Source organism: Okeania hirsuta, from assembly GCF_003838195.1.
Classification (GTDB): domain Bacteria; phylum Cyanobacteriota; class Cyanobacteriia; order Cyanobacteriales; family Microcoleaceae; genus Okeania; species Okeania hirsuta.
Genome location: NZ_RCBY01000184.1, coordinates 1 through 14,842, shown reverse-complemented (window position 1 = coordinate 14,842; position 14,842 = coordinate 1). Strand labels below are relative to the sequence as shown.

General features: G+C 35.1%; 10 protein-coding genes and 1 pseudogene. 3 read left to right on the top strand and 8 right to left on the bottom strand.

Going from position 1 to position 14,842, the window contains the following annotated elements; translation table 11 throughout:
- Positions 1–646 precede the first annotated feature (646 nt).
- The 3 genes from D5R40_RS23850 to mutL all read right to left on the bottom strand — a co-directional run bounded on the left by D5R40_RS23850 (position 647) and on the right by mutL (position 5,764).
- The gene (locus tag D5R40_RS23850) at positions 647–1,189 is read right to left on the bottom strand and encodes an alpha/beta hydrolase (RefSeq protein ID WP_161565057.1); all 543 of its coding nucleotides are present in this window, start codon (positions 1,187–1,189) and stop codon (positions 647–649) included.
- Positions 1,190–1,402: 213 nt separating this feature from the next.
- Positions 1,403–2,227 carry a SirB1 family protein gene (locus D5R40_RS23845; RefSeq protein ID WP_124155307.1) on the bottom strand — a complete coding sequence of 275 codons (825 nt, stop codon included), beginning with the start codon at positions 2,225–2,227 and terminating at the stop codon, positions 1,403–1,405.
- A gap of 1,773 nt (positions 2,228–4,000) precedes the next feature.
- Positions 4,001–5,764 carry a DNA mismatch repair endonuclease MutL gene (gene mutL / locus D5R40_RS23840; protein ID WP_124147091.1) on the bottom strand — a complete coding sequence of 588 codons (1,764 nt, stop codon included), beginning with the start codon at positions 5,762–5,764 and terminating at the stop codon, positions 4,001–4,003.
- Positions 5,765–5,823: 59 nt separating this feature from the next.
- On the opposite strand from mutL, the gene D5R40_RS23835 reads away from it, so the two are divergent.
- The 3 genes and pseudogenes from D5R40_RS23835 to D5R40_RS23825 all read left to right on the top strand — a co-directional run.
- Positions 5,824–6,243 carry an element excision factor XisH family protein gene (locus D5R40_RS23835; RefSeq protein ID WP_124147092.1) on the top strand — a complete coding sequence of 140 codons (420 nt, stop codon included), beginning with the start codon at positions 5,824–5,826 and terminating at the stop codon, positions 6,241–6,243.
- Positions 6,231–6,569: a XisI protein gene (locus D5R40_RS23830; RefSeq protein ID WP_124147093.1), complete on the top strand. Its 339-nt coding sequence runs from the start codon at positions 6,231–6,233 to the stop codon at positions 6,567–6,569. Before D5R40_RS23835 ends, D5R40_RS23830 begins: the two co-directional genes overlap by 13 nt.
- A 62-nt stretch (positions 6,570–6,631) precedes the next feature.
- Positions 6,632–6,910: pseudogene (locus D5R40_RS23825) on the top strand (tetratricopeptide repeat protein); the annotation flags it as partial.
- A 336-nt stretch (positions 6,911–7,246) separates the two neighbouring features.
- Here D5R40_RS23825 and D5R40_RS23820 read toward each other — a convergent pair.
- The 5 genes from D5R40_RS23820 to D5R40_RS23800 form a co-directional block, all read right to left on the bottom strand.
- Positions 7,247–8,629, bottom strand: coding sequence for an IctB family putative bicarbonate transporter (locus D5R40_RS23820; RefSeq protein ID WP_124147094.1), 1,383 nt, complete (start codon positions 8,627–8,629; stop codon positions 7,247–7,249).
- Positions 8,630–9,138: 509 nt separating this feature from the next.
- Entirely contained in the window at positions 9,139–9,960 is an 822-nt protein-coding gene (locus D5R40_RS23815; protein WP_124155306.1) for a sensor histidine kinase, read from the bottom strand.
- Between the two features lie 796 nt (positions 9,961–10,756).
- Positions 10,757–12,163, bottom strand: coding sequence for a 1-acyl-sn-glycerol-3-phosphate acyltransferase (locus D5R40_RS23810; protein WP_124155305.1), 1,407 nt, complete (start codon positions 12,161–12,163; stop codon positions 10,757–10,759).
- A 976-nt stretch (positions 12,164–13,139) separates the two neighbouring features.
- Positions 13,140–13,346, bottom strand: a complete 207-nt coding sequence (locus D5R40_RS23805; RefSeq protein ID WP_124147097.1) for a hypothetical protein — start codon at positions 13,344–13,346, stop codon at positions 13,140–13,142.
- Positions 13,347–13,951: 605 nt separating this feature from the next.
- Positions 13,952–14,701, bottom strand: a complete 750-nt coding sequence (locus D5R40_RS23800) for a metal ABC transporter ATP-binding protein (protein WP_124147098.1) — start codon at positions 14,699–14,701, stop codon at positions 13,952–13,954.
- Positions 14,702–14,842: the final 141 nt, after the last annotated feature.

Sequence of the window (14,842 nt, the reverse complement as noted above, 5' to 3'; positions counted from 1 at the left end):
GGGAGGGGCGAGGGGTGGGTTGTCTCCTGTCTCCTACCCTCACCCATAAGACTTTATTCAGCAAACCCTAACTATTTACACTCAATGTCTTACCTTTCATCTGATGATTAAACAATTTTCAATTGACTTACATAAATGTTCTAAGATACATTTGATTGAACAATGAATCAATGTAATTTGTGGTGTTGGTTAGCGTTGGCGGAGCCTAGCGGCAGCTATATCGCGAACCCACACCCTCACTAATAATGATGATCCCACTCCTATAAAAAACCTCAATTTTTGACAGAGTGGATATCCTTTAAATCCTTACAAACAATAGTTTTGAAGTGCTTGTCACCCCGTGAGGTAAACTCCTTATTTTCAATTTTATCTTCTTACTTTCTGCGCAGCACTCGGGTTAAATTTATCAAAAATTATGACAACAAATTAGTTTTCAACAATTAATAATTATAGTAGTCAGCATGACTGTATTTGACATATCAAAAACTTAAAACTCAGACAACGAAAATTTTTATTTCTGCCTTCTACCTTCTTAAAAGAAGAGGTTTTCAACCTTAATTATTCAGTAAAAAATATTAATTTTAGCTGAAATAATTGAGAATTAACCTTCTTCTTTCTTGCTTCTTTTACCTTCCTGACCTGTAGACTACTCACAGAATAATTTTTGTAGCTGTGGCTGGGCCTTGAGAAAATCTAGTCCTCTTTTTGCAAAATCAATAGTCTCTACAAAAAATGTTTCAATACCTTTAGCATCAATCAAAATTTTATCTGTCCATTTAAACTCTTGCACCATTTCTAAAAATGATATTTCTCCATCACTAATCATTCGATTAACTGTATCAATAATATCGTTAGTTACTTGAGATACATTACTATCTGGAGAAAAATAACGACTAAATTGTTCTACACCAAGTTTGCCATAACGCGATTCTAATAATGTATTTACAAAATCAGCTTCAACCTCTAATTTATAATTTAAAATTTCCCGAACTGTATCAATATTTTCTTGAGTAGCATTTGCAGTTAAAAACAGTGACTTTAATTGCTCAGACTGTTCTCCTGTCTCAGCAAAAGTTACTAGATCGGCAATAGCTATGGGTATATTCAAACCGTCATAGGTAATTTTAATTTCATCTATAGCATCTGCTGGTTGAGAAGTAAAGATTAAAACACTACTAATAATTGCCAAAAATCCTGCAAAAAAAAGGTAGAAAAACTTTGATATTCCTTGCCTAAAATCAGCAAATTTTTTGGATTTATTGTTCGATTGCCCTGAATTAAAAATATTTTTCATTCTGCTATTCCTCAAAAATTAATAATTACATTTGTTCAATGTATTTTCACTCTTGTATATAAGGTCTGAAAGATGAGAGATTGGGTTCCCCAAATCTGTCATATTCAGTTATAAATCTTGACTCATACTAGCCAGTAATTGTCTAATTATATCTACATCCTCTGCTTGAGGAAGATTTACTAGATAACTCTCTAAATCTTGACGAGCTTCTGCCCAAAAATTTAACTGATAATATAATACGCCTCGGTCTCGCTTTTCTACAATTGCATCAGGAAATAATAATAAAATCCGGTCGATAACTGCAATAGCTTTTAACCCCTCATTTCGGTTCAAATAAATTCCTTTAAGATTTGTCAACATTCGTGCTAAAAATTGTTTTTTACTTACCTTTGCCAAAAACTGAGGTTGTAGCTCTACCGCTCGACCATAAATCCTGGCCAATCTTTCTTGACAATCTTGAGGAAAAAGAATTTCACCTCGATCAAAAGCATCTACATATATGCCAGCTTCTTCAAAATCAGGTCGAATTAAAAAATGTCCTGGCATTCCAATACCAACCATCGGAAAATTAATTCTATGAGCAATTTCTAGATAAACGAGGGATAAAGTAATTGGAATACCAGTGCGTCTTTCTATTACTTGATTCAGAAAACTATTCTGTGGATCGTAATAGTCAATTGTATTTCCAGCAAAGCCTAAATCATCATAGAGATAGTTATTAATACTTTTAATAATTTGTAGAGGGTAAAGCGTTTCTGGTAGTTTTTCTCGAACTTCATCTGCCATGGTATCCAGAGCATTCAGATATTCATCAGGGTCAAATTCTAGTTCATATTCTAAAGCTAAATAAAGAGCAGCTTTAGCTAAATCTATTTTTTCATCAGGTTGATTAATTTCTGAATAAAATGACTGTCGATATTGGGAATAATTCATCTTGAAAATATTAAGTATTAGGTGGTAGTTTGGCAGTTTTTAACAATTAACAATTACCTCTCAAGGAGAGGGTATCTGTAAATAAAATATTAAATTCTGGTGTAGGGTGGGTTAGGCGCAGATTAATAGTTAAACTTCATAGTTGTCGCTATGATTAGCCGTAACCCACTAGAACCAATTTTTTAACATCCCTGAAGATTTATTTTATAGATACCTTCTGAAAAGAAAAGGATTAACTAAAAGGAAAATTTTTTATTTTTTCCTCTTTAAAGGAAAGGCTTTAAAATTTAATTATTTGGTAAATGAGAAAGTTTGCCTAATGGGACAAACTTTATAGGTGACAAAGCGCCTAAAAGTCCCTCTAGGGAGTGGAATAATATCAATGTTCTAAAAATGTATGAAATCCTTAGCAATTTATAATTTATACCTTTTTGAGGTAAATACTGTAACTCACCAATCTGACAGATATCTTACCTGAGTTCTGCCTTGTTATTTATAACTATTCAACAGAAGATGATATTAAGTAGATGAGCATAAATAAAAGCAATATTAGAGGGCGGGTTTTTAGAACTAGATCGCGCTGAAGTCAAAGCTGTCGGTTAAACCTGCCCCTACAATTTTTTTACGTTTAATTAGACCTACCTACTTATACAAAATTGATAAATTTTTGCTACAAATAGCTAGGATATTTCTTAGGAGTCAACCCACCCCTAACCCCGACCGTGGAGGAGAAGTCAGTCTGACTGAGTCAGAATGAATAGCTTTAATAGCAATTTTTAGGTCTGAACTTATCTTTTTCCTCCAAGAGACATCTCCTATAAAGTATTTTAATTGCCCTGATTATTCGTAACATTCTTTTTTCGGCGTTGCACAGTGGCGAATGATTTGAGATTTTTGATTGAATTTGATTTTGGATTTGATAATTGCTAGAACAATTAATATTAGGTTTTTTTAGTCAAAGTCTAAACCTCTTTTTGGCAGTATCATTCCATAATGTGCAACCCCCTTTTTTCACGCTTGGTATTATACCAATTCCCAAAAGTATTGCCCAAGTATAGCAATACTTCAGTTGTCAACTAATCAGCACAAGTAAAATCACTTTTTTGCTAATTTCAGCTAAGTTAATGTTAATTATTCTTATGTTTGATTCTCCCCACACTACCCCACTACCATACTCCCCTGCTCAACAAAGTGTAGAAAAGTTTTTGAGAAATGGTATTACTTACCTAAAACCTAATAGGTAATAAAGTGTCTAAAAGTCAGTCTATGGAGTGGAATAATATCAATGTTCTAAAAATGTATAAAACCCTTTTGGATGTAAATACTCTAATACCATGTATCTTTAAATGCCCACAATAAAAATTTTAGGGAACAGGGAACAGGTAACAGGGAAAAATTTATCATAGAAAACATTTTTATTATGGCTAATTAATGAGACTTGATATAACTCGCCAATATGACAGATATACAACCTGAGTTCTGCCTTGTTATTTATAAGTATTCAATAGAACATAGTATTACTTACCTAAAACCTAAAAGCTACCACCTAATAGCTGACAAAGCGCCTAAAAGTTATTCTAGGGAGTGGAATAATATCAATGTTCTCAAAATATATGAAATCCTTGGCAATTTATAATTTATACCTTTTGGAGGTAAATACTGCAACTCACCAATCTGACAGATATCTTACCTGAGTTCTGTCTTGTTATTTATAACTATTCAACAGAACATAATATTACTTATCTAACACCTACCACCTACCACCTTCTTCCTTCAAATACCATGACTTTTTCCAATTACCCAATGTCGCCGAAAGAAACGAGCTAAAGCTGATTCTTCTAAAGATAAATAAATCGGTCTGCCATGAGGACAAGTACGAGGGTTGCGAGTAAGTCGCCATTGATTTAATAAACTTTGCATTTCTGACAGACTTAAAGGAGTTCCATTTCTAATAGCACTTCGACAAGAAGTAGCTACTTTAGCAGATTCTAAATCACCACCTTTACTCAGTTCAATTAAAGCTTCAGCACAGTCATTTCTTTTAGCTAAAATTGCTGGAGCAGTACGAGCTGCCCAAAGGAAATCTCCAAAAATTTCTACTTCTATATTTAAACGTTGAAGTTGTTCTATTTGAGCTGAAGATAAATTATGCAAAATAATTGGTGGCTCTAAATAAATTATTTCCCAAGCATCACATAATTTTTCATATAAAACTCTTTCATGGGCAATATGTTGCTCAATTAACCAAATGCCATTCGGATGTTCAGCTACTATATAAGTATTGTGTAATTGAGCGATCGCTTTGAGTTCTATCAATCCAAATTCTTGATTTTTTTCTGCTGTATTATCTGGAGAAACTTGTATCGACCGACGAGTTTGATAATTCCCTGTATTTTCAGATACTTTTAATATTTTTTCCACTCTTTCTGATAAAGGAAATTCTGGCATTACTTCCATATTAAATTGTAATGCCTTAGCAATTACTAGCTCAATTTGTTGTTGCCAAAAACTGAGATTATGAAGATAAACTTCTGTTTTCGCCGGATGACGATTCCAATTTATTTGATGAGGAAAAATTTGGAAATGAATAAAACATATAGGATAGCGATCGCGAGGGCAAGTCCGCGCCAAAGAACTAATAATTTTTTGTTCTAATTCTGGTACTTTTACCACTCTTCCATTAATAGCAACTTTCACCCAATCTGGTCGTCTACGATGACATCTATCTGGCAAACCTAAGACTAATTCTAATGATTGTCTATCCAAAAATTGAGAATCTTGATATTGGAAAAAATTTGATGTTTTGAGATTTAATTCTTCTGCTTCTTGTTCATCAATTTCTTTTTGAATATACTGTAAATCACTCAATCTTACCGTAGATAAAATTTGAGGTAAAATTTGTTTTGCCGTAGCGCCAGGACTAATTTGTATCCATAACTTACTACCCTGCCAAATTTGCCAAGTAACATCAGGATAACAAAGCGCTATTTGCTGAATAACTAATTGTATACCTCGCATTTGTTGTGCCGAAGAAGGCATTCCTTGACGACGTACAGGCCATTTTCCAAAAAGATTAGAAACCTTAACAATAGTACCAGGAGCAACAGCAACTCTTTCAACTTCAACAGCCTTTCCTTGCTCGTTATAAACAACTTGCCAACCTTCATTTTCATTCTCTAAAAGAGGCGACTTAGGACGACTTAATATTTCCAAAGTTGAGAGATTAGCTAAACTATGAAGTGCCTCTCCACGAAATCCCAAACTGGTAATTTTTGTGAGGTCTTGAAGATGAGTAATTTTGCTCGTACTATGAGGATTAGCTGCTTGTTTTAAATTAGCTAAATTCATACCCATACCATTATCAGAAATTTGCACTCGCCACTGTTCAGAAATGATAGAAATTATGATGCGAGTTGCACCAGCATCCAGAGAATTTTCTACTAATTCCCGTACTACTGCTGCTAAAGAATCAATCACTTCTCCAGCGGCAATTAAATTAACAACTTCTTTGGGTAAGGTTTGAATTTTAGATTGCATTTGCAGACACAGATTTGGCCACGGATTTACGGATTAGTCCAGTAAGGAAAATAATCATAATGCCAGCCCGCGATTATTATCATAATACTGTCAAATCTGCTATTCAAAAAGACGGATGGAGAATCACTGAGGATTCATATCTTCTTAAACTTACAAGGAGGAAAAATTTATTTGTTGATCTAGGTGCAGAACGTCTAATTGCGGCAGAAAAAGGACTAGAAAAAATTGCTATTGAAGTCAAAAGCTTTGGGAGTGCTTCAGAAATGAAGGATTTAGAACAAGCTATTGGTCAATTTGTATTGTATGAACATATTTTAAATCGTTACGAACCTGAGCGAAAATTATACTTAGCTGTTTCTGAAGAAATACGTCAATCAGTGTTTGAAGAAGAAGCTGGAATAATATTAATAGAAGATCGAATATTACGTCTTGTTAGCTTTAATCCCACTCAAGAGGAAATTGTTAAATGGATATTCTAAACATTGAACTCAAGGAAGCAATTATCAAAGTATTACAAGACTATGTTGAATATATCGGAAATGACCCAGAAATGCAATGTCAATTAGTCATAGATGAAACTGGAAATCATTACTTACTAATAGAAATAGGTTGGCAAAATAGTAGGCGAATTTATGGAACTCTTATTCATATCGACATTATCAACCAAAAAATTTGGATACAACATGATGGCACAGAAGAGGGTATTGCTAATGAACTTGTTAATTTAGGTATATCTCATCAGCAAATTGTACTTGGTTTCAAAACACCTGAGCGACGTAAAATTACTGATTTTGCTGTTTATTAATTAAAAAGAGGGAACAGGGAATAGGGAACAGGTAACTATGACTAAGATTTAGACAAAAATCACAAGATTATCCTATGGCACTGGAGAAATATCAACAAGCCCTGGAATTGTGGCGACAACAGGAGATTTCGTTTGGACAAATGGTTTCATTATCAGGAATGGTTAGAACCTACGAGTCATTAAAGAAGTATTCCCAGGCTTTGGATAGAGGCAAGGAAGCTTTATCGTTGTCCAGTGAACTGAAAAATGACTTGCTCAAAGCTAATACTTTTATTTTAATAGGTAGGGTCTATCAAGCTGAAAATAACTATCAAGAAGCCTTGTCACATTTAAAACAGTAGTGGGAGCATATTGCTCCCATTAAGCAGCGCTGTTCATCGCCATCTACCATTACGCGAGTACAACTACCGATTAATCTAAACAAAGTTTAGCTATAAATCACTATTTACTTAACTTACTAATAGGACTTACGCATGAGGTACGAAAAATTAGGATTTGAGATTGCTTTCCGTTCCGGACTGCTCCGCAAACCCTGTCGCTCGCAATGACGAAAATACCTTGTACTGCGTAAGTCCTAACTAATAGGCATCTCCAATAATAAAAAATAAAATCAATTATTCCAGAGAAATTATCAATTCTTTCCCCCTACTCTGTACGGACGCCCTTATGCAACGTCCCTACTGCCTACTCCCTCCTTTCTCACCGTAATAACTAGCAACAATAGCCACCATCAACCACCAAAGCGTATTAATTTGAGGACGATACCAAACAGTATCCACCAAACCATGAGCCATTAACCCTACCATCGCCACCATTGCCCCAATTAACCAATACCCTTGACGATCGCCTGCATCTCGCAAACGTCTTAAATTTAATACACCTTGATTGAATGTCACCAACAGCAACCATAAAAAAGCAGTAAAACCAATAAAACCAGTTTCCACAATAATTTCTAAAGGTACTGAATAAGCACTCAAAGCACTATAACGGGGTCGCTGATAAAGAGGATAAATTTTGTTAAACACATCATTTCCCGGTCCAATACCCAAAACCGGGCGATCGCGAATCATATCAAACACAGACATCCAGACATTCATCCGAAAATTATTACTACTATCTTGACGACCTGCAAAAATACTAAAAACGCGATCGCGCAAAGGCTCTAATAACACGACCGCCAGAATTAATAACCCTGCCAAACTTCCTACAGCTATTGGCAGCGACCAAGTTTGCCAAAAACTGGGCATATAGATGCTCCACCAATACCACATTAAAATTAACAGAGCAAACATCAAAGCTATAAACCCTATCCAACTGCCTCTACTACCTGTATAACGCAAACAAGCACAATTCACTAGCAACATTGTTACTGCCAACAATTTCTGTGGCCAACTACGCCAGGCGATAATTGCGACAAAGCTCAAAGCAATGGCAGGTAGTAAATATCCACCTAATAAATTAGGATTTCCCAAGTAACTATATACGCGAGTAATACCAGCTTGAGCAGAAGTAGGGTCGTTCCAGGTAGCAAGGGGTTCAACTTTGTCTATCCATTGACGAATACCGTAGAAACTGACTACCAAAGAAACCAATAAATATATACTAATTAACCAAGAGCGGAGTTTCGGCGATCGCAATACCATTGCTCCTAAAACAAATAACAATAGATAAAGAGTTAACTTGACCCATCCACTAAAAGCAGCCATTCTTGCTGGCGAAGTTGCCATTGCTAATGTGGCAATACCCCAATAAACGAATATCAGTAGATGAATAGGAGTTAAATATTCCTGAGTGTTATCTGAAACAGCAAGCAATACCCAAAACCCTGCACCAGCAAGTAATAATAAACCAATCAGAGCAGTATTTACAAAAGGAGCTAGACTAAATACAATTGCCAGCAAGACAAAACCCAAAGCTTCTCCCCATTGCATTAACCAACTACCTCGTCGCCAGTTATGGAGGGAACCATTAATTAAACCATAGAGGTAGCTAGCATTTAGCCATGGAGAGTTAGAAAAAGAAAGATTAGTTAATGTTAATTTCTGCCAAACTGAGTTCATGTTGTTACCAATTAAATAAATAATCTTACAAATAGTATAAGCAAGTAAAGAAAGTTATTTTTGAGAAAAATATAGCACTAATACCAATTCCCAAAAATAATGCTATACTTCCAATGCAACTTCAGTTATCAACTGATAATAATAATTCAGTAATGTTTGTAAGGATTATCGGCATTAATACAAAATATCTTATGCCTTTAAACCCTACTCCCTACTCCCTACTCCCTACTCCCTACTCCCAAGGAAATGTAGCAAGACTTTTTATAAATGGTATAAGTACCTATGCAAAATTAATTACACATCCTACTGACTCCCTATTGCCTGTTGCCTGTTGCCTCTCTCAAATAGGAAATTTATTTTGCACGACTACTTACAAGAATTGGTTAAGACATTTTTCAATCCTGTTTGCGGAGTGTTCCTGCAGGAAAAACCCTTTTTACAGTTAGCTATTCCCTGTTCCCTGTTCCCTATTCCCTATTTTAAATAAGAAGAAAACTATTCCCTATTCCCTACTTAGAAAGTGGCAGAGTTAAAATATATCGATAGCCTAATTCCGTAGAACCTTGAACCCAGAAAGAGCCACCATTTTGTTCAGCTAACTGACAACTTAACAGTAATCCCAATAGCTCGCGGGTAGGTTCAGCTGCAATATTTTCTCCTTGTATTGACGTTTTGTCAAAAACTATTGTTGTTAGTTCATCAAATGTTAGCTGTAATCTATTTAGTATTAAGCTAGACTGATTATCCTGGTTTTCAATCTCTGATAACTTGTGAGAATATAGTTGAGCATGAGGAAGATTATCTCCAAGGATAGGATGAGAAACCCACAGTGCAATCTTAAAATCTTCTTGCTTTTCAGACAAATGAATTTTTACTTCACTCCCTGAAACTGTAGATTTAATTACACTATAAATTAAGTTGTATAATGTTTGTTCTAAAATTGTTTTATCAAAAAAACAAACCCGGTCGCTAGATCCAGCTAATAATTGAACTTTGATCTGCTGATGAACTGTTTCTGCTTCTAGGTCTGTTACTATTTGCTGACAGATATTTTTCACATCAACAGGAGTTTTTTCTGAATTTTGGCCATACTCATATAGTTTTGTTAAACCAATAATTTCTTCAACTAGCAATCGTAAATATTGACTTCTTTCATGAATCACTTCTACATATTTTCTCTGCTTATCAGTTAGAGAACCATAGATTTCTTGGTGGAGAACACTTGCCATCCCCATCACAGAAGTTAAGGGAGTTAACATTTCTTGGCTCAAAAGACTTAGTAGCTTATTTTTAATTAAATTAGAGGATTTAATAATAGATTCTTTAGTCATTACAAAAAATTAGGCGGGGGATAGTTTTGTCAAGTTTTATTAGTGGTATAGTAGAAGGAAGAAGGCAGAAGAAAAAATATTGTGTTGTCTGAGTTTTAAGCTTTTGATATGTCCTCACCTCCCCTTCAACTGCTATACTAATTCACTCAAATTATTTCACAAATAATTCAAAACTTGGTATTTGAAATAATTTTCTAAATTTATTTTCAGTCAAAGCTTTTAATCTATATATTTATAATTTTATAGCAGATAACAGTGAAAAAAAATTTATCCTGATTGGGACATCATCAGTCTATATCCGCGCCCTACTTGTCTATTGCTATAATTTTTAACTTTCGATTTCTGTTTAAGTAGTTAACTAGCTATCAACATTTCAGCATTTCCGTACCGGAATGCTCCGCAAACAGCCTTCAGCGGGCTAAAAGCTTGGGTTTAAATTCTCGACTTCTAGCTTATCGTTTAATTTTATAGCACTAGGCAAATAGGGCGCGGACATTTATAAATGCTCAAAGTTAGTCAGGGATTATTTTTGTACGGACAAACGGCCGAAAGCTTGCGCATAACGATCGTTAACGCCACTACTGACTTATGACTTTTGACTTGCGCGTAGCGTTATAGGAGGGGTCGCGTATCCACTTCTCAAAAGCTGACTGCTAAACACCTAGCGGCTGTTTGCGGAGCATTTCAGACCGAAACGCTTTTTAAACCGAATAACCGAATTAATTGTATATTTTATTTTCTATTCCCTATTCCCTTTTCCCTACAAATGTTAAATTAATTTTTGGCACAGATACTATCATTTAATCGTTTCTTCCAGTGCCTCTTGCAAATCTTGAGTCAGCTCTGATATAGCTGTACGACGTTTAGTTTTGTAACTCTCCCAACGCTGGGAAACAGAAATTGGTTGTCCCACTGTCATGTATACTATTTGTTTTCCTAGTATCGGACGCTTGAGAGGATTACCGCCCTTAATGCGATTAATCATATCCCATATTAGTAGAGTTGTATCAGAAAACCTTTCTACTGTCGGTTTTTCCGTAATATATTTGCCACTAACCGCAACAAAACTTTCGACTAATCTCATGTGCCACATTCGCAGACTAGCCTCTTGTGCAAGTCGGTTTGCAAGACCTCTGTCTAGAGGAGAAAGAGTCGCCAAATTTTCAATATCTTCTCTATATATAAAATCCCAACCCGCTTGTTCTAAACGACGACAACGATCTATAAAATTACCGTTGGCCTGAATTTGAAAATATTCTTCTGCCACTTCCAAAGCAACATCAAGAAGAGCATTGAGGCGAGTGGCGATCATTTCATTCATTTGGTCATCTATTAAAGATTGTTGGGAAGAACTTTCTTGAGTTGACTTGGGTAAATCTCGGTGGTAGAATTTTCGATAAAATTCTTCCATTTTTTCTAATAAATGAACTCCTAATCTCAAAAGTCGTTGGTATAGTGCAGAAGGTGCTAATTTTTGCTGATGAAAAAGATTTTCTGAACTTGAAAACAAACCACTATCTTTTTCCAGCTTACTTAAAAGTCGCTCTATATTTTCCCATGGTTCACCCAAGTACTTGTATTGAATACCTATTGGTACAATTAAAACTTCTTCAGAACGAGTTGCTTGATGTATATCTTCAACACACCAAAATCCCATCTGGGCAATACCAGGCTCTAAGGGACTAACTCTTTCATTGTGGCCATTAGTACCTCCTTCTGGAGCAGCCATCATTGGTAAATTGCCATTGGCAAATAATTCACGAGCTGATTTTAGTCCCTGACGGTCTATTTTTCCTCGGTGAATTGAACTTCCTCCCAAATATGAATACCATTTACCTACAAAATCACCAGCCCATAAAGGAATACCTCGGTCAAAGAGAAAATGATAGTGGAGAAGAGATGGAAGGGTAATTCCTTGTTGTTTAGCAAATTTGGGCAATAGATACCAGATCATATACCCTAGACAGTAAGGGTCGTTGGCATTAGGATGACGAAATGCCATCAGAAAGCGGTTTTTCCCCTGATGGAAGTTTTGATATAGTTGGGCTAGGGTTTCTAGGTTATCTGCTTGTACGTCGGCGACAGACACTTGGTACTTAAGCCACCAAGGTAACATTAGCTTTGTACCTAGTCGTACCAGTGGCTTGAAGTTGGGTGGAATAAATTTTAGGGGTGGTTGAACCTGGATAGTTGAGTGGGACATTAAAATTTATCAGTTACTTATGGGTTAAATATTAGATTGTCCTGCGAGCTATTTGTCTATTCCCTACTTTCTAATGCTTCTACCCTTTTTTCTAATAATAGTATTGTATGAATTGGGGTTGGCTTTCTTTATACTCCAAAAATTCCGCCAATACACTTACCACTACTTCTGTTTTAGACATCCTTGTTTGATTAATATAATCTTTAAACTTATGCAAAAGTTGGAGCGATATTATAACTTGAAGAAGGAGACAGGAGACAGGAGACAGGAGGAAAATTACATGGGGATTCGCTCCCCCAAGTAATGCGTGAACACCCTGTAGACGGTGGGGTATTAAACCCACAAAGAAAATGATAAATCTGATATTTTTTTCTAACTAATCATTACTGTCTGTCCTGTTTGTGTATATGAACAACATCATATTACATGGCAAAAACTTTAACATAATTTTATATACTAGAAAATATTTCTACTTTGATATATGTATATAGCAATCCTATTTAAGTTGCGGGTAACAATCTCTTTAAATTTAGGGAACAGGGAATAGGGGTAAAAGTTTCAGAGTTTTTATATATCCTTATATTTTTTACAAATCATATCAAATCCGTTTAATATGGTATGAAAATATTGTCCATATTCACCATTACCAAATCTTGATAACTTTTTTTCTTCTTGTACGAGCGTTAATAGCAATGCTACCGGATTTAAATCATTTGGGATTACTGTATGATCGTATTTTTGACAAAATATTTGGGTGCATCTCACATTTGCAAAAATACTTTTTTCCTATATATTCCCTATTCCCTGTTGCCTGTTGCCTGTTCCCTAAAAGCGATAAATTTTTAGCTTTATTCAAAATTGAGATGCACCCAAAGATTTCCTACTGCTATAGTCTTAATAGTTAAAGGCTAGAAATAAATATTTTAATTTCTAGCAGATATATATTTTTGATTTTTTTTCACTGCCACTCTTCTAATTATTCTATCCAATTTTGCAATAAATTATTAATTTGTTCTCGTCGAGTTTCAAAACTTGCAGCTATCCAAATAAAGACAATTCCTACTATTAAACCGATGCTCCACTTGAAAAAAGAGTAAAGAGAGTTCAGGATAATTAGTTGATTAAAAGCGTTGATGAAAAATGTGACTGTTCCTATATAAAGAAAAGCTCTAGTTGGTAACACTAATCCTGGAAAAATAACAATTACACTAATTATTCCTGGTAGTAAACTAGTCTATTGATTTTCTAATAAAGCTATAAAACAAATTATTTCACTGCCAAAAAGTCGTAAGTTATGCCGAATATTTCTGTTTTTAGGTAATTTCAAAATAGGATCGACTTTAGCGATATAAAGTATAATGTATATGCTAAAAGTACTAAATATTGTCCGGTTAAAAGCCCTGTAAAAAAAAGAATGCTACAAAAAGGTGCATATCGTTTAAAGATACTTAAAAAAAACCGATCCAATTAATTTTAGATGGTTATATATATATGATTTTTACTGATAACTGAATTCCGCAGTTCCGACCACAAGAGGCTAACTGAAATTACCTTTTTTTATTCAATCTTTCTTCCCTCTTCCTTCTTCCCTCTTCCTTACTTCTACCATTTGTAAAAAACATCGATATCCCTCAGTATAAAACCTAAATCCTACTAAAAAAATCGGGAATAATTACAGCATTTTTGAGGAAGGGCAAGATACTGTTTAATACTAATCTCTATTCCCTGTTCCCAATTCCCTATTCCTTAAACTCACAAAACTTTGTACCTTATAACTCCAAAACTGCTTTAAGCAATTTTCGCTAAAGGTTCTGAAAAGAAACCAACTTTACCTCCATAAGCACGATATAAATTTTCTTCCTGCAATACAACCTGCCGATCGCCCACAGCAATTAACTCTTTATTTAACAGAATCAAATCATCAAAATTAGTAATAGATTCCCCTAAATCATGATTAACGACTATGACAATTTTTCCAGAATTTGCTAATTCGTGAAAAATCCCAAAAATAATATTTTCGGTTTTCTGGTCAACCCCAACAAACGGTTCATCAAAACAAAAAATATCAGCTTCCTGAGCTAATGACCGTGCTAAAAATACCCGTTGCTGCTGACCGCCAGAAAGTTGACCAATAGGGCGATCGCGATAACCATCCATGCCTACTCTGGCCAACGCCTCCATCCCTATCTGCCGACTCACTGTAGAAAAGCGACGAAACCAACCTGTTTTTGCTACCCGTCCCATCATTACCACATCCCAGACAGTGGCCGGATAAGTCCAATCAATTTGCGACCTCTGAGGTACATAAGCAACTATTTTTAACTGCTCTGAAAGAGGTTTGTCATTATAGATAATAGAACCCTCACTTAAGGGAATTAACCCTAACATTCCCTTCAAGAGGGTACTTTTACCTGCGCCATTTGGTCCAATAATACCAGTTAATTTTCCTGCTTGTACTTGTAGGGTAATGTCTCGCAACGCTTCAACGGTACGATAATGGACTCTTAAATGACTTACTGTAATTTTAGTCTGATTCATTAATTTAGATTCCTATAAATATTCCCTAGCTATTACCCTTTCTATAACTCAAGAAGGAAGATTCGATAAAAAAGAATCTTCTTAAATAGGGTTTGCTGAAAAAGTATTTTAGTAGGGGTAGGAGACAGGAGACAGGAGACA

What these genes read in the sequence shown, in the direction of transcription:
- D5R40_RS23835 (WP_124147092.1), top strand. Translation starts at nt 5,824, where the DNA reads ATGCCAGCCCGCGATTATTATCATAATACTGTCAAATCTGCTATTCAA.
- D5R40_RS23845 (WP_124155307.1), bottom strand. Translation starts at nt 2,227, where the DNA reads ATGAATTATTCCCAATATCGACAGTCATTTTATTCAGAAATTAATCAA.
- D5R40_RS23810 (WP_124155305.1), bottom strand. Translation starts at nt 12,163, where the DNA reads ATGTCCCACTCAACTATCCAGGTTCAACCACCCCTAAAATTTATTCCA.
- D5R40_RS23815 (WP_124155306.1), bottom strand. Translation starts at nt 9,960, where the DNA reads ATGACTAAAGAATCTATTATTAAATCCTCTAATTTAATTAAAAATAAG.
- mutL (WP_124147091.1), bottom strand. Translation starts at nt 5,764, where the DNA reads ATGCAATCTAAAATTCAAACCTTACCCAAAGAAGTTGTTAATTTAATT.
- D5R40_RS23800 (WP_124147098.1), bottom strand. Translation starts at nt 14,701, where the DNA reads ATGAATCAGACTAAAATTACAGTAAGTCATTTAAGAGTCCATTATCGT.
- D5R40_RS23820 (WP_124147094.1), bottom strand. Translation starts at nt 8,629, where the DNA reads ATGAACTCAGTTTGGCAGAAATTAACATTAACTAATCTTTCTTTTTCT.
- D5R40_RS23830 (WP_124147093.1), top strand. Translation starts at nt 6,231, where the DNA reads ATGGATATTCTAAACATTGAACTCAAGGAAGCAATTATCAAAGTATTA.